Origin of the sequence: Marinobacter sp., from assembly GCF_041687235.1 — a bacterium.
Taxonomy (GTDB): Bacteria; Pseudomonadota; Gammaproteobacteria; order Pseudomonadales; family Oleiphilaceae; genus Marinobacter.
On record NZ_JAWLCH010000001.1, the window covers coordinates 194,861 to 214,206 of the forward strand.

Genomic DNA, 19,346 nt, shown 5'->3' on the forward strand with positions numbered 1-19,346 from the left:
CGCATGTTTCTAGATCGTTTCCACTCCGTCCAGGACGGACACATCGTCATCTCCGCTCTGCAGGCCAGCCAGTTCGCCAAGGAGATCGCGGGAGACTTCAACCCCATCCACGACCCGGATGCCCGCCGTTTCTGCGTTCCCGGAGATCTGCTTTTTGCCATCGTGCTGGCGCGCTTCGGGCTGTCGGAAAACATGACCTTCCGGTTTCGCAGCCTGCTCGGCGAGGGAGTACCTCTCAAGTTTATTGAGACCGAGAGCACCATTGATGTCTGTGATGATGCTGGCAAAGTCTATATTGAAGTGGCCCGCAGCGGCGCCAAGACCCAGGATGCACAACTGATCGAGGACATTACCCGCGCCTATGTTGCGGCCTCCGGCAAGAACTTCCCCCATACCCTGAAACCATTAATGGAGTCGAACGGGGTGATGTTCAATCCCGACCGCCCCATGGTGATGTACGAGAGCATGAGCCTGGCCCTTGATAAGCTGGATCTGCCCTCACCGGGCCTGGAACTGCACAACGCCACGCTCGAGGCGGCCGGAAAGCGGGGCAATGTGTTTCTGGAATACCGCCTGACCGCCGACAACAAGCCGGTGGGCGAAGTGACCAAACGGCTCGTATTGAGTGGTCTGCGGCCCTACTGTCCCGAGGCGATGGCGGGTGTGATTGAAGAGTTCTATCGCCTTAAGGCCCGTGGCGCCGACTATTTCAACAAGGACAACAGTGGAGACCACAGCAATGCCAATTCAGCCGGGTGATACCCTGCCAGACGTCGAGCTTCAGGTGATGGGCGAGAAAGGTCCGGAGACAGTTCGTACCAGCGAGCTCTTTGCCGGCAAGAAGGCGGTCTTGTTCGCCGTACCGGGTGCGTTCACCCCGACCTGTTCAGCCGCCCACTTGCCCGGCTTTGTGGTAAATGCCGACAAACTGCGCGCCAAAGGCGTGGACAGCATCGTCTGCACATCGGTCAACGATGCCTTCGTCATGGATGCCTGGGGCAAGGCCCACAATGCCGAAGAGATCGTCATGCTGGCCGATGGCCTGGGCGAATTCGCCGAGGCTCTGGACCTGACCCAGGACCGCACCGCCAACGGCATGGGCATTCGCAGCCAGCGGTATGCCATGATCGTCAACGACGGCAAGGTGGAGCTGCTACACGTGGACCCTCAGGGGCTTGACCTCACCAGCGCCGAAACCATTCTCGAGTCGCTCTGAGCGATAGCTTTTCTCCAGACACAAAAAACCCCGGAAAATCCGGGGTTTTTCGTTCATAAGCTTTCCGGAAGGATAGCTTAGATCTTGCCAACCAGGTCCAGAGACGGAGCCAGGGTTTCTTCACCTTCTTTCCACTTGGCCGGGCATACTTCGCCGGGATGGTTGCGAACGTACTGGGCCGCTTTAACCTTGCGCATCAGGTCGTCTGCATCACGGCCGATACCTTCAGCAGTGATTTCCATTGCCTGGATAACACCATCCGGGTCAATCAGGAAGGTAGCGCGGTCTGCCAGGCCCTGGCCTTCACGCATAACACCAAAGTTGTTGGTGATGGTGCCGGTCTGGTCGCCTACCATGTAGTACTGGATCTTGCCGATGGTCTCAGAGCTGTCGTGCCATGCCTTGTGAGTGAAGTGGGTGTCAGTAGACACGGAGAACACTTCAACGCCCAGCTTCTGGAGCTCTTCGTACTTGTCAGCAACGTCGCCCAGCTCGGTCGGGCAAACGAACGTGAAGTCGGCCGGGTAGAAGAAAAAGACCGCCCACTTGCCTTTTACGTCGGCTTCGCTGATCTCAACAAACTCACCGTTTTTGAACGCGGTGGCGTTGAACGGCTTGATCTCGCTGTTAATGATGCCCATTAAAAAACTCCTTGTTGATGGATTCATAAGTTGATGAATTTACGCCGGCAAACGTACAGACATCCACCGCCGCGATAAAATTGATAATTTCCAAGCCACGGATAGGCTATGCCTATCTATGGGGTCTAAACCAACAATTTCAATCTTCTGTAAAACCCATCGATTTTCTTCAGTGATATACTTCCAACGTTACTTTATCGGGCCAAAAAGGGAGTTTTCTTGCGTTATATCCGGGCCTTTACTGCAGCCGTGTTGATGATTCCCGGCACAGCCTGTGCTCTGTCACTGGATGAAGCACTGATAAAAGCCAGGGAGCAGGCCACAACGCTGCAGACACTCGACGCTGAAACCCGCCAGGCCGAATCTCGACACACCCAATCGGCCCAGGCGTTTTTACCCACCCTGAGCGCAGACGCCAGCTGGCTTCGCGCCGATTCCAGTTTGATTACCAATGTGCCAGTACCGGACCCGCGACGCCCAACCGGTATCCGACCAACCGATTTCGGCCCCATAGAAGGCTCCGTCACTGGCGTACAACTGGTACAACCCCTGTTCAACGCCGATGCCCTGCAGCTACGTGCAGCCTCCGGCCTGCAGATAGACGCCCGGCGCCAGGCACGGCAATGGGGACAACTGGCACTGCGCCTGGAAGTGGCACGCCGCTACTTTAATATTGTGCGACTAAGCAGCCAGCAAAAGGCAGCCGAGCAATCCCGGCAAGCCGCCACTCATGCCGCCGAAATGGCTGAAGCCAGCTATCAACAGGGTATGACTGCTCGTCTTGATGTCGAGCAGACCCGCGCCGAGCTGGCTGCCACTCAAGCAAAGATCAGCCAGACCCTGGCCGCCAGACAGGAAGCCGAATACCAACTGAAATCTCTACTCGGCATGGCAGCTCAACAGACATTGCAAATGGACACGCCTTTCCCTGAACCCGCTCCACCCATCGATGCCGGCGCCAGTGCAGGTCGAAAGGATCTGGAAGCCCGAAAACTGGCCGCCAAAGCTGCTGATCGACGAATCCGGGCCACCGAAGCCGAGTGGCTTCCACGGGTGAATCTTCTGGCCCGTCAGCAATGGGGCCAGGGCAACGAACCGCTTGACGGCAATGCCGACGGCTGGCTGGTTGCGATAACTCTACAATGGACCGTGTTTGACGGTCTCGGGCGTCAGGGACGAATTGCCGAAGCACGTGCTGATGCGCAGAAAGTCCGAACCGAACTGGAAGAAACACGCCGACGTATTGAACGCGAACAAGCCATTGCCATCAGTCGGTGGCAAGCCGGCTACGCCGCTTGGCAGGCTAGAGAGGAATCCACGGTAGCCGCGCAAACAGCGGCGCGTCTGGCCAGCCGCCGCTATCAGGAAAACCTGGGCTCAATGACCGACCTGCTCACCGCTCGAGCCCAGCTTGATCGGGCAAGGGCTGAATTGATAGATGCGCGCTACCAGGCTGTTCTTGCTGCCATGAATCACCACCTCCAGCACGGCCGTGATCCACTTCTTGCGTTAGGGGAATCTTATCAATGAATACTTTAACCCGGACGCTGTGGTTCATCTCGGCTCTGGCTATGGCTGGCTGTACAGATGACCGCCCGGAACCGTCGGAGAACAACACGACCGAAAAGCCTGAAGTCACCGTTACTGAAGTTCAGCTCTGGCAAAGCGAAACCAACCGTGCACTGCCGGGCGTCATGCGCCCCGGCAAGCGCGCCGTTATCAGCACCCGCATGACCGGGACGCTGAAAACGGTAGAGGTTGAGCCGGGGGACCAGGTTACCACTGGCCAGCCCCTTGCGACCGTGGACTCAAGGGAAGTTGAGTCAGCTATCGACGCTGCAAAGTCAAACGTACAGGCCGCCGGAGCAGCCCTGGAACAGGCCAAACAGGAACACGAGCGCCTTCAGAGGCTCTACGAAGAAGATCTGATAGCCCGGGTCAGGATGGAACGGGCTGGCGTTCGAATCCGTGAACTGAAGGCGCAATTGCACAAAGCCAAAGCCGAATTGCAAAACCAGCAAACCACCCTGGATTACACTCGCCTGAGCGCTCCATTCAACGGAATGGTGGCAGAAACCCTGATCGATCCGGGCAGTTTTGTCGGGCCTGGCCAGGCTCTGATGGTTCTGGAAGCCAGGGATCGCTTACGTGTCGATGTGCCGGTTTCCAGTCAGGTTGCCGCCAGCCTGACACCCGGGCAGGTGGTGTCGGTGGTTGCCGCAAAGGAGGGTCGCACCCTGCCAGCTCATCTGATCAGCATTATCCCGGCCCTTGATGGGCAAGCCACAGGCCAGCGCCTGCGTCTGCAACTGGAACCCGGTGCCAGTGAGTTAGCTCCCGGGCAGGTTGTGACCGTGTTGATCCCGACAACCGATAGCCGGTCTTCCATCCGCACCCAGGACTGGGTTGCGCTACCGGAAAATGCCTTGATTCGCCGCGGACAGCTGACTGGCACCCTGGTACTCGAGCAGAATGGCGAGGAAGCTGTCGTACACCTGAAATGGATCAAGACCGCCAACCCGCCTGAAAATCAAAGCGACATGATTCCGGTGACGGAAGGCTTATCCCCGGGCGAACTCGTGGTACTGGCCCCCTCGAGCGATCTGCGAGACGGCCAGAAGGTGTCTGTCAAACTTGCCGGAGCCGACAATGGCCAGCGATAAACCCGGACTGGCCGGCCGCATTGCCGAATACCTCCTGGTCTCTCCAATTGTTCCGCTGTTTGTCGTCGCCTGCCTGTTGCTGGGTGGTTATTCTCTGCTGATCACTCCCCGGGAAGATCGACCGGATATCGACGTACCGACCGCCACCATATTGATCCCGTGGCCCGGCGCTGGCGTTGAACGGATCGACACCCAACTGGCCCGAAAGTCCGCGGGTTGGGTGCGGGAACTCGCCACCGTCAGCGAAGTACGCAGTAGCAGTTCGAACCATGCCGCCTTGCTGTCGGTGGAATTCGAGGCCGGCACCCCGAAAGACAGGGCCTTCTCGCAGCTGGAAGAACTTTTTGGCGCCCGGGCCAGTGAACTGCCGGCAACCGCCGGATCGCCGGTTATCGAGACCTTTGGTGCATCGCGGCTCGTGGTTTTAATGGCCACGCTAAGCAGCAAAACCATTGGGCCTGACAGGCTGGAGGACATGGCCGCCGAATTGTCCGCCGAGTTACTGCGCGTGTCCGGTGTGCGAGATGTACAGAGGTTTGGCGGCGACAAAGCGGCGATCGAAATTCTGCCCTACCCGGCAGAACTCGCGGCCCGCAAAATCCCGCTGACCCAGGTAGCTGAAGCGGTGGCCGGTGCCAACCGGCAAGTACCCGCGGGACGGCTTGAAGGTCAGCCGGTGACCGACCTTCAGGCCGGGATCAGTCTCGATAACCTTCACCAGCTGGGACGGGTACCGGTGGGCAGCGACGGCAGCGGTCCTGTGTACCTTGATCAGGTGGCGGAATTGCGTGCCGGGAGAGTGGAACAGAATCAGGCAGTCCTGCACTGGCAGCGCGATTTTTCGGCGCCCTACCCGGCCATCACCCTGGCAGTCACCACGCTGGCAGGGCGCAATGTCAGCGATATCACCGAAAACGTCGTTGAACGGTTAAACACGTTCAACGATGAAACCCTGCCCTCGGATGTGTATCTCGACATCACCCATGACGCCGGTGCCGACGCCACCAAACGGGTGTACAGCGTGCTGTCTCAACTGCTCAGCGGTACCTTGGTGGTGGTTGGCATCATCTGGCTCGGGCTCGGCTGGCGGGCAGCAATCGTCATCGCCATCATGATGCCCGCCTCTCTGGCCATAGTGCCTTACCTGTATAACTATCTGGGCTTCACGCTGAACCCGGTATCCATTGCCGCCATGATTCTGGCCATCGGTATTCTGTCAGACGACGCGGTGGTTATGCTGGAAAACGTCGCCCGGCATTTCCAGCGTGCCGGAGAGAAGACCCGGGAATTGACCGTCAAAGCCATTGATGAAGTGGGCAACCCGACCATTCTGGCGGATTTACTGGTCGTCGCCACCCTGCTGCCGACTGCCTACATTACGGGTGAAATGGGCCAGTATGTACGCGCCATTCCGGTGGGTGCTTCCGCCGCTGTCATGTTTTCACTGCTGGTAGCGCTCACCATCACCCCCTACTTCGGCTATCGCCTTTTGCAAGTTAAGACCACCAACAAGGGCGGCAAGCATGAAGAAAACAGCCAGCAGGAGCGTAGCTTTGTCGCTCGCTACCGATGGTTAATGTCGCCCTTTCTGGACTTCGCCTCACTGCGCTGGTTGTTCTACTTCGTACTGATTCTTTTGCTGCTTGCCAGCTTGTCACTGGTGGCCCTGCGCACGGTGCAGATCGGCTTGACTCCCCTTCTGGATCGCAACGTTTTTTCGGTAAATATAGAACTGCCGGCCAGCGCCACCCTGACCGATTCCCTGAGCGTGGCTTCGAATATGAACCGGAGACTGGCGCAAATACCGGAAGTGCGCGGGGTCACCGTATATGCCGGGCTGACGGCGCCCATGATCTACCCACCGGAAACCCTCACGTCGCCCGAGCGCAAGGCACCCCGGGATCTGACCCTACACGTCAATCTGGCCCCCGAAGAGGAACGTGGCCGACAGAGCTACGAAATCAACCGGGAAATCGCCCACAACCTGGACGAGTGGCTTGCGCCTTACGACGCCACTGGCCATATTGGCCGTATTCCATCCGGACCTGCCAGCGACCGGGCCATTACCGCCGAAATTTACGGACCCGACCCACACAGCCGGCAGGCTGCCGCCGACAAGCTGGAGCAATGGCTGGCCGTGCAGAATGGCGTGATTTCCACCAGCCAGAGTCCAACTGCTGCCCTGCCCAGGCTTAATCTGAACGTTGACCCCGAGCGTGCCGCCACCTTCGGGGTGATTCCTGCCGAAGTCACCCGCACCTTGCGCCTGGCCATTGCCGGCCAAACCCTGGGCGACTGGGCCAGTTACAATTACACCCGCGACCCGGTGCCCATCATCCTCCGCCTGGACAAGCCCGACCGGGATTCCGAACCGGCCATTCGCAGCCTGTACACGATCAACAGCGAGAACCAGCCAGTGTCGCTTGAGTCGGTACTTGATTTTGAACACGCCGAAGGCGATCAGGCCAGGTTCCGCCGCAACCTGATGCCGGTCACCACTGTATTTGCCGATCTTGACCGTTCCGTGGCACAGCCTACGGCCGTACAAATGGAATCGTTCAGCAGCGAACAATGGCCGGATATCGACTTGCATTGGCTGAATTTGCCGGAAGACACCCGAAATACCACCGGTTACTGGGCAGGTGAGTGGGAAATGACCAGAGATGTTTATCGGGACCTGGGAGTGGCCGGACTTGTGGTGATGATTCTTATCTACGTATTACTGGCCGGATGGTTCCGCTCTTACTCGTTGCCAATCCTGATCATGCTGCCAATTCCGCTGATCTTCATTGGCGTGATTCCTGCGCACTGGCTCTGGGACATAAATATAGCGGGCACCGGCGTGTTAGGAGTGATTGCACTGGGGGGCATTGTGACTCGTAACGCCATTTTGCTGGTGGACTTTATTCAGCAGCGACTGGATGAAGGCATGTACCTGAAAGAGGCCGTAATTCAAGCCGGAGCCCAGCGCACCCGACCAATTCTACTAACGGCAGCCACGGTCATGTTCGGTAGCGGTGTTCTGATTTTCGAACCTGCCCTCGAACCTCTGGGGCTTACCCTCGCCAGTGGCGTGCTTATATCCACCCTGCTGACACTGGTCCTGGTTCCGATGCTTTACTACCACGCCTTTAAAAACCGGCAGGATACGCCAAAACCCGAATAAAACCGGCTCGGGTGGTGGTATGAACCACCCGGGCCGGTTCTCCCGGCCAAACACCGGACGCAGAGTCAGCTTGCAAGCTCTACCTTGTGGAAATCCAGAGTATTCTCCTTCGGGGAAGATTGGATGGCAGCCACTTCCTTGCGCTTCTTCACGAGTATGTATGCGAAGCAGCCGAAGTAGAGCGCAATCACCAGCGCACCGACCCACTGAATCCGCAGGAAATCCAGTTTGAACAGCATGGTCAGACCGACCATGGCCACCAGGTTGAAGATCACGTAATTCACCCGGCCGAGGCGCCTAGCCGTCAGGTTCAGGTTATCGGTGTAGAGCCGGATCAGGGAATCCAGTGAGTTGATCACCATCAAGACGCCGACCGAGATCATCGCGAGGTTGGTAAAGGCGGCAATCTGCAGGCCTTCTGCGTGGTAATAGTAAAGCACGCTGAACCAGACCCCGATAGCGATAGAAGGCACCGCGAGCATGGCAATCAGCAGCTGCCAGGTTTTGATACCACTGACAAAACGGGCAGTAAACTGGCCGATCATAATGCTCCAGGCGAACCACCAGAACAGATAAAACTCGTGATAGTCGTTGATCGGCAGAACAAAGTGATGAATGTTGGTGAAGTACTCACCAAGCATGCCCGCCGTGCCGAAGAAGTCTGCGGGGGAACCCTTACCGAGTACAAACGCCCGGAACCACATGCCAGCAATCAGGGTAATGAACAGCACACTGGAACCAACACTCAAAATTCGTATGTACTTGACCTTGGAACTTGAGTACACCGCCAGCCCAATGGACAGGAAGACGATCGCGTAGAACGCCGGCACCACAGACTCGCCATCACCCAGCATGGGCAGATACCAGGGCAGGTTCACCAGCAACAGATAGGCGGTAAAGGCGCAGGTGCCGATGATCACTACGTTGTTAACAACCTTCACCATTGGGATTTCAAAGAACTGCACCCGTGGCTCGATGATCGCGAAGTAAAAACAGGTCAGAAAATAAAAGCCCCAGATCAGGAAGGCCCAGAACCCGAACTCAATGGCCAGCGGGTTGGCAAAGCCGTACTCGGGACTGGCAGACAGATCGCCATAGCCACCGAACTCGGTGAGTGGGAACATGATCAGGCCCACATCCAGACCGGAAGTGAACAGGATGGCAATAAAGGTGAAGGTTCGGACCGGCGTTACGCCGATACATTGCATGTCCCACCACCGATAAAGGACTAGAGCGATGGCGGCAAATGTGAATATCAGGCCGGCGGATAACCAGAGTGTCATAACGTCCTCCGGTTACTTTGTTTCTTTGCAATGAACAGCATGGGTGTTCCTCCTCTACTTTGTAAGCGCTGCTTCTTTCGAATCGGACACAAACCCAGGACTTGCCTATCGGGCGCCCGAAAACGGCAGAACACCGTCGCGCTGATAGGGAAATCCTGAGGGCTTGCAAAACCCCGGGCGCGTTGCACGCCCGGGTGGGATGACGACGCGCTAAGCCAGCGCGCGCTTTGCCTGTCCCGGTCGCTGACGTGCCTGCCACTGGTCATCCATCACCACAGGCGCGTCAGAAGGTTGCAGGGGCTCCCTGCCCCGAATCAGGTCGGCTGCCCGCTCGGCCACCATGATGGTGGGCGAATTCAGGTTGCCGTTGGGTATGGTCGGGAAGATGGACGAATCCACCACCCTGAGATTCCGGATGCCGCGAACCCGCGTGTCCGGGTCCACAACCGCCAGCTCGTCGGTGCCCATCTTGCAGGAGCAGGACGGGTGATAGGCGCTTTCCACGGCCTGACGGACAAAGGCGTCGATTTCCTCATCGCTCTGTACGTTGATTCCGGGTTGGATCTCGGCGCCGCGGTATTCATCCATGGCCGGCTGGTTGATGATTTCCCGGGTCAGGCGTACGCAGTCACGGAAGCCTTCGCGGTCTGCCTCGTGTTCCAGATAGTTGAAGCGGATGGTCGGCGCCTGCTTCGGGTCCGCCGATTGCACATGCACAAAGCCACGGCTTTTCGGCTTGTTGTGGCCAATGTGCAGCTGGAACCCGTCACCGTTGAACGCTTCCTTGCCGTCATAGCGCATCGCCGCCGGCAGGAAATGGTATTGCAGATCCGGCCATTCGACGCCGGCCCTGGAACGGATAAAGCCGCAGGACTCGAAGTGATTGGTGGCGCCCAGACCGTCCTTGCGGAGAATCCAGCGAACCCCGATCTTCAGCTTGTTCCACCAGTCCAGCTTGCCGTTGAGCGAAACCGGCTGTTTGCAGCGATACTGGAAGTAGAACTCCAGGTGGTCCTGCAGGTTCTCACCGACACCGGGTAACTCGTGCTTTACCTCAATACCGGCCTTCTCCAGCACCTCGCGCTTGCCAATCCCGGAAAGCTGGAGCAGATGCGGCGAGCCGATCGAGCCGGCCGACAGGATGACTTCCTCGGCGGCTTTCGCCTCGTGTACCTTGCCACCCTGCTCGTAACGGACACCGGTGGCGGTTTTGCCATCGAGCAACACCTTGTGGACCAGGGCATGGGTGACCACGGTCAGGTTCGGGCGTTCCATGGCCGGGCGCAGATAGGCATTGGCGGTGGACCACCGACGACCGTTCTTGACCGTCATGTGCATGGCGCCGAAGCCTTCCTGTTGCGCACCGTTGTAATCATCAGTTTCAAAGTAACCGGCATCGGAACCCGCCCTGATAAATGCCCTGTAGAGCGGATTCTGCATGTTGTTGCCGTTATTCACTCCGAGCGGGCCTTTATCTCCCCGGTAATCATCGGCACCAAACGCCCAGGTCTCGGCCTTTTTGAAGTACGGCAGAACATTCCGGTAATGCCAGCCGGTGGCACCCTCGGAATCCCATTCGTCAAAATCCCGGGCGTGGCCACGGACATACACCATCCCGTTGATGGAGGAAGAGCCGCCCAGCACCTTGCCCCGGGGGCAATGCATGCGGCGGTTGTCGAGGAACGGCTCCGGCTCGGTCTCGAACTGCCAGGCGTATTTTTTGGTGTTCATGGGAATCGACAGGGCCGTGGGCATCTGGATGAAGATGCTCTTGTCGCTGCCGCCGGTTTCCAGCAGCAGCACCCGGTGGCGGGCGTCTTCGGTGAGGCGGTTGGCCAGCACACAGCCGGCCGAGCCCGCGCCCACAATGATGTAGTCGTATCGGTTTTCTGTCATACGCGTTCTCCTGTGTGGCCTACGGGCTTAAAACGGGGCATCCAGATCCTGCATCCCGATATAAACGGACTTGATCTGGGTGTAATGAGCGATGGTCTCGCGCCCGTTTTCCCGGCCGATGCCGGAGAGTTTGTAGCCACCGACCGGCATTTCCGCCGGGGAAGCGCCGTAACTGTTGATCCAGCAGATACCGGCCTGGATCTGATGAATGACCCGGTGGGCTCGGCGGATATCGTTGGTAAACACGCCGGCGGCCAGGCCGGTGTCCGTGTTGTTGGCCCGGTCAATTACCTCGTGCTCATCGCGGAAGGTGAGCAAAGACATCACCGGCCCGAAGATCTCTTCTTTCACGATGGTCATGTCATCGGTGCAGTCGGTGAAGATGGTGGGCTCAACGAAATAGCCGCCTCTGGAATCTTCCGGTTCAAACGCGCGTCCGCCGTGGCTAAGGGTCGCGCCTTCGGACAGGCCTTTGGCGATGTAATCGAGCACCAGATCCCGGTGTTTTGCGGAGATAAGCGCGCCGAAATTGGTGTCCGGGTTCATCGGGTCACCGGGCCTGATGTTTTTGCGGGTGCGCTCCAGCAGGCGTTCCATAAAGCGCGGGTACAGATCTTCGTGGACAAACACCCGGGTGCCGTTGGTGCAGATCTCACCCTGTGTGTAGAAGTTACCGACCATGGCCGCGGAGATGGCGTTCTCGAGATCCGCATCGTCAAAGATGATCAGCGGGGATTTGCCGCCCAGTTCCATGGTGACGTCCTTCAGGGACGAAGCGGCTGCCGCCATCACCTTCTTGCCGGTGGCAACTTCGCCGGTGAAGGATACCTTGGCGATCTCCGGGTGATGGGTCAGCCACTGGCCCACTTCTGCTGCGCCCTGTACCACGTTGAATACACCCGCCGGCACGCCCGCCTCGGTATAGATCTCCGCTAGCTTCACCGCACCCATGGGGGTTTCCTCAGAGGGCTTGAAGATCATGGCGTTGCCGCAGGCCAGCGCTGGCGCGGATTTCCAGCAGGCAATCTGGATGGGGTAGTTCCAGGCGCCAATGCCGGCGCAGATGCCCAGGGGCTCGCGGCGGGTGTAGTAGAAATCGCCGCCCAGGTCCTGCTGATTACCTTCAATGGAAGGCGCCAGACCGGCAAAGAACTCGACTGCGTCCGCGCCGGTAACCACGTCCACCGCTTCCGCTTCCTGCCATGGCTTGCCGGTATCACGCACTTCTGCGGCGGCCAGCTCATCATTGCGCTCTCTCAACAGCGCAACCGCCCGCAGCAGAATCCTGCTGCGCTCAATGGCCGTCATCGCGGACCATTCGGCAAAACCGGCCCGGGCACTTTCAATGGCCGCCTGCTGCACGGACTCATCCGCCACTTCCACTTCGTAGATAACCTGACCCGTGGCCGGATTCACCACGGGGAAGGTTTCGCCGGTGCTGTTGGCCAGAAACCGGCCGTGAACGAAATTCTGAACAACGGGAAGAGATGCAGGCATAGTCAGTAAAAACCTCGGTTCGGTGTCTTCGGGCCTTTTGGGCCGTTCGAATCTATCGGGGCTCAGGCGTTGGCCTGAGCCAGTGTCTCGTGGACAAATTTCTTGCAGAGCCGCTCGCCGGCCTCAAAGCTCTCTGCCGGGTCCAGGCTCAGGGCACTGCGCAGCCAGAAACCGTCAATCATCGCTGCCGTCTGGCGAGCCGCCTCTGTCGCTGCGTCCGGTTCGAGCACCTGCGCAAAGGAATAGCGCAAATTGCTGTACAGCCGGGCGTTGTTGATCTGCTGCAATCGTTTAAGCCCTGGCTCATGCATGGACCTGGCCCAGAAGCTCAGCCAGGTCTTGGCCGCCAGAGCTGAGCGCTGGAACTCGGAAAAATTCGATTCGATGATGCAATTGAGCCGCTGCTCCGGGGAGCGGTCGGTTTTCGCCATGCGCTCCCGCAGTTCCTTGCCCAACTGATCCAGCAGATACCGCAGGGCCGCTTCAATCAGGCCCTGCTTGCCACCAAAGTAATGGCTGATAATCCCGGAGGACATGCCCGCCCGTTTGCTGATGCTCACGATGGTGGTGTTCTGCATGCCCAGCTCGGCGATGGACGCCATGGTGGCTTCAATCAACTGCTGTTTGCGTGTGTCTTTAACTCCAACAATCGGCATGGCGGCTTCGGTTACTCGTCTTGATTCCGGTGTTGAAAAGCAGCGCGAAACAGCCCTGCTTTTTATTAATTGAACGTTCAATTAACGAAAAGCTTACAGAAGCCAGATGGGAAATTCAAACCTGTTTAAAAAACGGACACCCTCAGGACCACGCTGACGCGGCCCTGTCGGGGCTGTAACTTGGGGCTACGCAACGATCAGCTATGGCGCCGGTAGTCTGGATCTGTCCAGCACACGGGAAGCGCTTCGCCGGAGGGAAAAGCCAGTTCGGATTTTTTATACGATTCAGGATCCTGCGCTTCTTCCCCGTAATGGAGGCTGCCTCGCACCTGCTGCACATGAGGATCGAACAGTGCCTGGGTATCCAGAACCTCAATCAGGTGCCCGGTTGCTTTTTCAGCGACAAACATAGTGGCCTCCGTGGAAAAGAATTCACCCTTTAAACGTAGCAGACGCCCCACAATCCAGACAGGAGCGCGCGGGCCCCTGCGCGCATCAAAGAAATGGAACGTCACCCGGAAACCTCGAAATATGCGACATTTCGCTACATTAAATATCGGTTGTCGGCTTTTCTGAAAGCGAAAGATTGTTAAGCTGAACGGTACGATAAAAAGAAAAGCCTGATGGCGATATAACGGGGTCTACTGTTGGTGATCCTCAGCAATGCTCTGCGTATCCTTGTTCTGATCCTGGCCTCGTGCGTGTTCCAGTTGGCCCACGCGGATGCCGGACAGATTACGCTCACCCCTTACGAACCGATTGAGAGCCATTTTCAGTACTGGGAAGACACCGGTGCTGACGCAACATTGGCCGATGTTCGCGCCCTTCCCGACTCCGCCTGGCAAGACAGACGGTCCGGCAAGGCCACCTTCGGGATCACCGATTCCGCCTACTGGTTGCGAGTCCGGGTGCGCAATCAGACCGACCGCGATCAGCTTCTGATCGCTGAGCTGGGCTACTCGCAACTCGATGACGTGGTATTCCATGAGTTTGCCGGAGACACCCTTCTTCGGAAGTTCCAGACCGGCGATACCCACCCCTTCTACCCGAGAGACGTCGACCACCCCAACATGCTGCTGCGATTCCAGGTGGATCCGAACACCGGCAAGACTCTCTTCATTCGGGTGGCCACCCAGGGGACCATGGTGGTGCCCCTGAAGATATGGCAACAGAATGATTTCTACGAGGCCGCTGCCAACGAGCAGAAACTTCATTTCTTCTACTATGGCAGCCTGGCAGTCATCATTCTGATCAACCTGGCCGTGTTCCTGACCCTGCGCGAAAAGCTGTACCTGTACTACGCGCTGGCCATTTCCGGGTATTTCCTGTTCTTTGCCGCTGTCCGAGGTTTTACGCTCCAGCATATATACCCGCAGGCACCGTTCCTGCACGCCCATGTGCTGATGCTGTCCATCCCCTTCCTGGCCATGTTTTCCATCCTGTTCTGCATGGAATTCCTGAAGGTTCGCTTCCACAGTCCGCGGCTTTACCGCGCCCTGCAGGCCATGCTGGTTTTCGAGATTCTGTACTTTATGAGCGCACCGTTTATGGGCTACGACACCGGCATCCGGGTGGCGGCGGTTTCGGCATTCGGGTTCTTCTCATTGCTTCTGGCCGCAGGTCCTGTGGCCTGGGCTGCCGGTGTTCGCGCGGGGGCGTTTTTCACCATCGCCTGGACGCCACTGACACTGGGCGTGTCGGCAACCGCAGGCCGGGCGCTCGGTCTGCTGCCGGAAAATTTTTTCACCGAATACGCCATGCAGATTGGTTCCGGGCTGGAGGCTTTCATCCTGACCCTCGCCCTGGCAGACCGGCTGTACCGTGAACGGGAACAGAAGATCCAGGCGCAGGCCGACATCCTGCAGCAACAAAAGGCCCGCAACGAAGCCCAGGACCAGCTGAATGAAGCACTGACCCATGACCCGGTTACCGGCCTTCCCAACCGTAACCGGTTCGAGTGGATGGTGGACGAACAACTGAAACAAGCCCCGAACGGACGCTATATGATCGGTGTTGCCCGGGTAACACGACTCAAGGAGGTGAACCGTACACTGGGCCTTGAACGAAGTGAGCGCCTGCTAAAACGTATGGCCCAGCAAATGACCGAGCTGGCTCAGAGACTGCCAATGGTTCACGCTACCAGGGATGCACGCGGGCGCGAGGAACGGGTTTATCAGCTGTCCGGGGACAGCTTCGGGGTGCTGGTGGACGTGAGCAAGGCCGGAGATAATTTCCAGGTTCTGGACAACGCCCTCAAACAACTGGCAGAACCGGTTTTGATTGACCACCTGGCCATCGAACCCGGCCCTCGCTTCGGCGTCGCCAGCTACCCCGAGCACGGCAAAAAAGCGGCCCTGCTGATCCGAAATGCCCACGTCGGCATGGAAATGGCCCCCCATGGCCCTTACGAGAGCGGCTTTTATTCCCACCGCAACGACATCTACAACGAAAGCCGGCTTACGCTGATGGCTGATCTTCGTGAAGCGCTGCACCTGAATCAGCCGGAATTGCACTATCAGCCCAAAGTCAGTCTGACCACAGGCCGGGTAGAGGGTGTGGAGGCCCTGATTCGCTGGCACCATCCGGAGCGAGGGTGGGTCCCCCCCGCAGAGTTCGTTCCGCTGGCCGAGAAAACCGGTGTGATCAAACACCTGACCCGCTGGGTTATCGACCAGGCACTGAACGACCTGAAAAGCCTGCACACCATTGATCCTGCACTGACGGTATCGGTGAACGTTTCCGCCCGGGACCTGGTGTCCACGGAACTGAAAGGCCTTTTCGAAACCCGGATGAAGCGGTACCAGCTGCATCCGGATCAGATCATCGTGGAACTGACCGAAACCGCCGCCATGGACGACCCGGATAAAGGTCTCGAAGCCCTGGAAGCGCTGGCACAGATTGGTCTGAAAATTTCGATCGATGACTTTGGCGCCGGCTACTCCTCACTCTCCTACCTGAAGAAATTGCCCGCCAGCGAAATCAAACTGGACCGGGCCCTGCTCCAGGATATCCATACCAGCGAGAGCGCCAGGATGATCGTTGAGACGGCCATCAGCATGGGTCATGGCCTGGGATTTCAGGTGGTGGCCGAAGGCGTGGAAACGGAACAGGCGGCCGCTCTGTTGCAAAGCCTGGGCGCTGACCTGCTTCAAGGCTACTGGGTCTGTCGCCCCACAACACTCCGCGAGCTGGAAGCGTGGTTGGTGGAAGGGCAAACCCGGAGTGAGGATTATTTCACCTCGCTTGCCCGAAGCGCCCACCCCAGAGAAGTAAAATAATCCAGAAATGCCTGATTGATTCGCTCACGCTGTTCAGCAAGTGGATACAGTCCCATTCTGGCTTCGTCAGATTCCCGGGTGCCGCTCACCAGAAAGGCATTCTTCAGGTCTGCATCCTGCACAAACGCTTCAAACGCCCGGGCGCAAAGCTCTTCGGGCAGGCTGAAATACTGAATCCCCGCCGCTTTGTCAGCCTTCACCGAACACCGGAAGAGCTCGCTCGGCTCTGCGCCATTTTCGTCCAGGAGAATCGCCTTGAAACAGGCCTGCAGACGATCGTTCAACGGATGCCTGATCGCATCGTCGCGGCCAAGCCAGAGTTTCGAAGCAAACTGGCCTATCTGGGTCGCGCCGAAAAGCTTCTCGCCAATGTAGTGATCGAAGGCGTGAAACCACTCGTGGGCAATGCTGCCGGGGCCGGCATTCTTGGCCAGTGAGAAACTGCGTGTGGCAGGCGTGTAATGGGCCGATACACCGGGTCGGCCGCCAATGCCGTATTGCAAAGCCAGGGTGCCGCGCAGGGAAACCAGCGACTCGGTGCCGCCAAGAATGGTCATCAGGTCGCACAAGGCATCGTAGAACAGCGACGCACTGCGCTGTTTCTCCGGCTCTGTGACCCAGCGGCCAATCTCGATGGAACGAAACTGGAAACGACGGCGGACGTCGAGAAAGGTAACCGGCGCACCGGCACGATGGTCCGGGCCCCGACGGTAAAAGGATCTGGTCATGGCGCTATTGTACGATGAAAAACCGGGCTGTCTTTCCGCCACGGGCAGAAACATCATTTGGCGGGATTGACCGGTTTTATGTGAATTATGACCGTCTGATTTTTCGCCGGCATGTGCCACACTGCCAGAACCAATAATGACAATATCCAGACCGAGTGTTTGCCATGACCGACACCCAGACCCATTACCGCACCTGCAACATCTGTGAAGCCATGTGTGGCCTCGAAATCAAGCATCGGGGTAACGAGATCCTGTCCATCAAGGGCGACAACAACGACCCGTTCAGCCACGGTCATATCTGCCCGAAAGCGGTCGCACTCCAGGATTTCTACAACGACGAGGACCGCCTGAAAACGCCAATGAGGCGCACCGCCGACGGCTGGCAGGAAATCAGCTGGGATGAGGCGTTCGGTGAAATCGCCTCCCGTTTCCGCGCCATCCAGCAGGAACATGGGCAGGATGCGGTCGGGGTTTATCTGGGCAATCCGAACGCCCACAATTTCGGCAACGCCATCATGCTGCCACGGTTCTTCAAGGCGCTGGGCACCAACAACCGTTACAGCTCCGCCTCCGCTGACCAGTTGCCACACCACGTGGCCTCCAATTACATGCTCGGCGCGGGCATGCTGATTCCAGTGCCGGACATCGACCACACGGATTTCATGCTGATCATCGGCGCCAACCCGATTGTCTCCAACGGCAGCCTGATGACCGCGCCCGGGGTGGGCAAACGCCTGAAAGCCATCCAGCAACGCGGTGGCAAGGTGGGGGTGGTTGATCCACGCCGCACCGAGACCGCCAAAAAGGCCGACCAGCACCTGTTTATCCGCCCGGAAACCGATGCCCTGTTCATGCTGGCCATGGTCCACACGTTGTTTGAGGAACGGCTGGTTACCCCTGGCCACCTGGAAGACCGGATCGACGGGCTGGAGCAACTCTCCGAAGCCGTAAAACCCTACTCACCGGAAACCGTGGGGGAAGCCTGCGGTATGAGCGCTAACGCCATCCGCGAGCTGGCACGGGAGATGGCAGCGGCCAAAAGCGCCGTTTGCTACAGCCGCATGGGCGCCTCGACTCAGTCCTTCGGCGGCCTCTGCCAGTGGCTGAACAACGTGCTGAACATTCTGACCGGCAACTTCGATAGCCGCGGTGGCGCCATGTTCCCCCAGCCGGCCTTTGATCTGGTTCGGGACAAGAAGGGCAAGCCCAGTTCCTATGGCCGCTATGAGTCCCGGGTCAGAAAGCTCCCCTACTTCAACAACGAGTTCCCCGTGGCCACCCTGGCCGATGAGATCCTGACCCCGGGCGAGGGCCAGATCCGCGCGATGATAACCATCGCCGGTAACCCGGTGCTTTCGGCGCCTGGCGGATCCCGCCTGGAAGAAGCGTTCGATAACCTGGATTTCATGGTGTCGGTGGATATCTACCTGAACGAAACCACCCGCCATGCGGACATCATACTACCGGCCACGACCGGGCTGGAGGTGCCCCACTTTGATGTATTCTTCAACTCCTTCGCGGTTCGCAACACCGCCAAGTTCTCCGAACCGATGTTCGAGAAAGCACCGAACCAGAAACACGACTGGGAGATTCTCCGGGATCTGGCCCTGCAGCTGACCGGTCTGAAAGACGACGGCGTGACCCCGGAAGCGATGCTGGATCTTGGCCTGAAGCACGGCGCCTACGGTAAAGAGGGCATGAGCCTGGAGACCCTGAAAGCCAGCCCCCATGGCATGGATCTGGGACCGCTGCAGCCCTGCCTGGCGCAGCGCATCCAGACCGAGGACGGCAAGATCCGGATTGCCCCCGAGCTGTATCTGAACGATCTGAAACGCCTGGATGCCTCGGGCCTGTTGCAGGCAAACCAGAACAGCGACTATCCGTTCACCCTGATCAGCCGCCGCCTGCCCCGAAGCCACAACACCTGGACTCAGAATTCCCTCCGGCTGGTAAAAGGCAAGAACCCGTGCACGTTGCAGATGAACGCCTCAGATGCCGGCAAACTCGGGCTTGAAGACGGGCAGTTGGCAATCGTCAGTTCGGCCACCGGCAGCATCCAGCTGCCGGTGGAAATCGACGACGATATGTTCGGGGGTGTGCTCAGTATGCCCCAGGGCTGGGGTCACAACCGGCCGGACACCGCCATGTCGATTGCACAGGGACAACCCGGCGTAAGCATGAACGACGTCACCGACTCTCATCGTGTTGATGCGCTGACCGGCAATGCGGCGTTCAATGGTACACGGGTGGCGGTGCGCGCAGCCTGATGCGGTATGGGTGAACAGGGCATTAACGTCGAAATACTTTACACAGGGCAAAGTC

Annotated in this window: 14 protein-coding genes; 7 read left to right on the plus strand and 7 right to left on the minus strand. The window is 58.4% G+C overall.

Annotated features, from left to right (window positions below):
• The first annotated feature begins 3 nt into the window (after positions 1 to 3).
• Together ACESMK_RS00855 and ACESMK_RS00860 are read left to right on the plus strand one after the other, a co-directional pair.
• Complete coding sequence (locus ACESMK_RS00855; protein WP_372994328.1) at positions 4 to 759, plus strand: DUF3581 domain-containing protein; 756 nt, start codon at positions 4 to 6, stop codon at positions 757 to 759.
• Positions 740 to 1,216, plus strand: coding sequence for a peroxiredoxin (locus ACESMK_RS00860; protein ID WP_372994330.1), 477 nt, complete (start codon positions 740 to 742; stop codon positions 1,214 to 1,216). Before ACESMK_RS00855 ends, ACESMK_RS00860 begins: the two co-directional genes overlap by 20 nt.
• Positions 1,217 to 1,293: 77 nt before the next feature.
• Here the strand turns inward: ACESMK_RS00860 and ahpC are convergent, their stop codons facing one another.
• Positions 1,294 to 1,857 carry an alkyl hydroperoxide reductase subunit C gene (gene ahpC / locus ACESMK_RS00865; protein ID WP_082905157.1) on the minus strand — a complete coding sequence of 188 codons (564 nt, stop codon included), beginning with the start codon at positions 1,855 to 1,857 and terminating at the stop codon, positions 1,294 to 1,296.
• Positions 1,858 to 2,076: 219 nt separating this feature from the next.
• On the opposite strand from ahpC, the gene ACESMK_RS00870 reads away from it, so the two are divergent.
• Genes ACESMK_RS00870 through ACESMK_RS00880 form a run of 3 tightly spaced genes read left to right on the plus strand, consistent with a single transcriptional unit; the run spans position 2,077 to position 7,686 of the window.
• Positions 2,077 to 3,387: a TolC family protein gene (locus ACESMK_RS00870; protein ID WP_372994333.1), complete on the plus strand. Its 1,311-nt coding sequence runs from the start codon at positions 2,077 to 2,079 to the stop codon at positions 3,385 to 3,387.
• On the plus strand, positions 3,384 to 4,520 hold the full coding sequence (locus ACESMK_RS00875; protein WP_372994335.1) for an efflux RND transporter periplasmic adaptor subunit: 1,137 nt from the start codon (positions 3,384 to 3,386) through the stop codon (positions 4,518 to 4,520). Before ACESMK_RS00870 ends, ACESMK_RS00875 begins: the two co-directional genes overlap by 4 nt.
• Positions 4,507 to 7,686: an efflux RND transporter permease subunit gene (locus ACESMK_RS00880; RefSeq protein ID WP_372994337.1), complete on the plus strand. Its 3,180-nt coding sequence runs from the start codon at positions 4,507 to 4,509 to the stop codon at positions 7,684 to 7,686. The genes ACESMK_RS00875 and ACESMK_RS00880 overlap by 14 nt, the downstream gene beginning before the upstream one ends.
• A 65-nt stretch (positions 7,687 to 7,751) precedes the next feature.
• On the opposite strand, the gene ACESMK_RS00885 is transcribed toward ACESMK_RS00880, so the two are convergent.
• The 5 genes from ACESMK_RS00885 to ACESMK_RS00905 all read right to left on the minus strand — a co-directional run bounded on the left by ACESMK_RS00885 (position 7,752) and on the right by ACESMK_RS00905 (position 13,428).
• Positions 7,752 to 8,969, minus strand: a complete 1,218-nt coding sequence (locus tag ACESMK_RS00885; protein ID WP_372994339.1) for a BCCT family transporter — start codon at positions 8,967 to 8,969, stop codon at positions 7,752 to 7,754.
• A 210-nt stretch (positions 8,970 to 9,179) separates the two neighbouring features.
• Positions 9,180 to 10,865 carry a choline dehydrogenase gene (gene betA / locus ACESMK_RS00890; RefSeq protein WP_372994341.1) on the minus strand — a complete coding sequence of 562 codons (1,686 nt, stop codon included), beginning with the start codon at positions 10,863 to 10,865 and terminating at the stop codon, positions 9,180 to 9,182.
• Positions 10,866 to 10,892: 27 nt separating this feature from the next.
• The gene (betB, locus tag ACESMK_RS00895; protein WP_372994343.1) at positions 10,893 to 12,362 is read right to left on the minus strand and encodes a betaine-aldehyde dehydrogenase; all 1,470 of its coding nucleotides are present in this window, start codon (positions 12,360 to 12,362) and stop codon (positions 10,893 to 10,895) included.
• A 62-nt stretch (positions 12,363 to 12,424) separates the two neighbouring features.
• Positions 12,425 to 13,018 (minus strand): transcriptional regulator BetI, encoded by a 594-nt coding sequence (betI, locus tag ACESMK_RS00900; RefSeq protein WP_372994345.1) that lies wholly within the window; start codon positions 13,016 to 13,018, stop codon positions 12,425 to 12,427.
• A 197-nt stretch (positions 13,019 to 13,215) separates the two neighbouring features.
• On the minus strand, positions 13,216 to 13,428 hold the full coding sequence (locus ACESMK_RS00905; RefSeq protein ID WP_372994347.1) for an acetyltransferase: 213 nt from the start codon (positions 13,426 to 13,428) through the stop codon (positions 13,216 to 13,218).
• A 240-nt stretch (positions 13,429 to 13,668) separates the two neighbouring features.
• Here ACESMK_RS00905 and ACESMK_RS00910 point away from each other — a divergent pair, with 240 nt between their 5' ends.
• The gene (locus tag ACESMK_RS00910; RefSeq protein WP_372995411.1) at positions 13,669 to 16,296 is read left to right on the plus strand and encodes an EAL domain-containing protein; all 2,628 of its coding nucleotides are present in this window, start codon (positions 13,669 to 13,671) and stop codon (positions 16,294 to 16,296) included.
• On the opposite strand, the gene ACESMK_RS00915 is transcribed toward ACESMK_RS00910, so the two are convergent.
• Complete coding sequence (locus ACESMK_RS00915) at positions 16,248 to 17,024, minus strand: CLCA_X family protein (RefSeq protein ID WP_372994349.1); 777 nt, start codon at positions 17,022 to 17,024, stop codon at positions 16,248 to 16,250. The genes ACESMK_RS00910 and ACESMK_RS00915 overlap by 49 nt on opposite strands.
• A 164-nt stretch (positions 17,025 to 17,188) precedes the next feature.
• Here ACESMK_RS00915 and ACESMK_RS00920 point away from each other — a divergent pair, with 164 nt between their 5' ends.
• Positions 17,189 to 19,291 carry a molybdopterin-dependent oxidoreductase gene (locus ACESMK_RS00920; RefSeq protein ID WP_372994351.1) on the plus strand — a complete coding sequence of 701 codons (2,103 nt, stop codon included), beginning with the start codon at positions 17,189 to 17,191 and terminating at the stop codon, positions 19,289 to 19,291.
• Positions 19,292 to 19,346 lie beyond the last annotated feature (55 nt).

What these genes read in the sequence shown, in the direction of transcription:
- ACESMK_RS00915 (WP_372994349.1), bottom strand. Translation starts at nt 17,024, where the DNA reads ATGACCAGATCCTTTTACCGTCGGGGCCCGGACCATCGTGCCGGTGCG.
- ACESMK_RS00885 (WP_372994339.1), bottom strand. Translation starts at nt 8,969, where the DNA reads ATGACACTCTGGTTATCCGCCGGCCTGATATTCACATTTGCCGCCATC.
- ACESMK_RS00880 (WP_372994337.1), top strand. Translation starts at nt 4,507, where the DNA reads ATGGCCAGCGATAAACCCGGACTGGCCGGCCGCATTGCCGAATACCTC.
- betB (WP_372994343.1), bottom strand. Translation starts at nt 12,362, where the DNA reads ATGCCTGCATCTCTTCCCGTTGTTCAGAATTTCGTTCACGGCCGGTTT.
- ACESMK_RS00860 (WP_372994330.1), top strand. Translation starts at nt 740, where the DNA reads ATGCCAATTCAGCCGGGTGATACCCTGCCAGACGTCGAGCTTCAGGTG.
- betI (WP_372994345.1), bottom strand. Translation starts at nt 13,018, where the DNA reads ATGCCGATTGTTGGAGTTAAAGACACACGCAAACAGCAGTTGATTGAA.
- ACESMK_RS00875 (WP_372994335.1), top strand. Translation starts at nt 3,384, where the DNA reads ATGAATACTTTAACCCGGACGCTGTGGTTCATCTCGGCTCTGGCTATG.
- ACESMK_RS00855 (WP_372994328.1), top strand. Translation starts at nt 4, where the DNA reads ATGTTTCTAGATCGTTTCCACTCCGTCCAGGACGGACACATCGTCATC.
- ACESMK_RS00920 (WP_372994351.1), top strand. Translation starts at nt 17,189, where the DNA reads ATGACCGACACCCAGACCCATTACCGCACCTGCAACATCTGTGAAGCC.
- ACESMK_RS00905 (WP_372994347.1), bottom strand. Translation starts at nt 13,428, where the DNA reads ATGTTTGTCGCTGAAAAAGCAACCGGGCACCTGATTGAGGTTCTGGAT.
- ahpC (WP_082905157.1), bottom strand. Translation starts at nt 1,857, where the DNA reads ATGGGCATCATTAACAGCGAGATCAAGCCGTTCAACGCCACCGCGTTC.
- betA (WP_372994341.1), bottom strand. Translation starts at nt 10,865, where the DNA reads ATGACAGAAAACCGATACGACTACATCATTGTGGGCGCGGGCTCGGCC.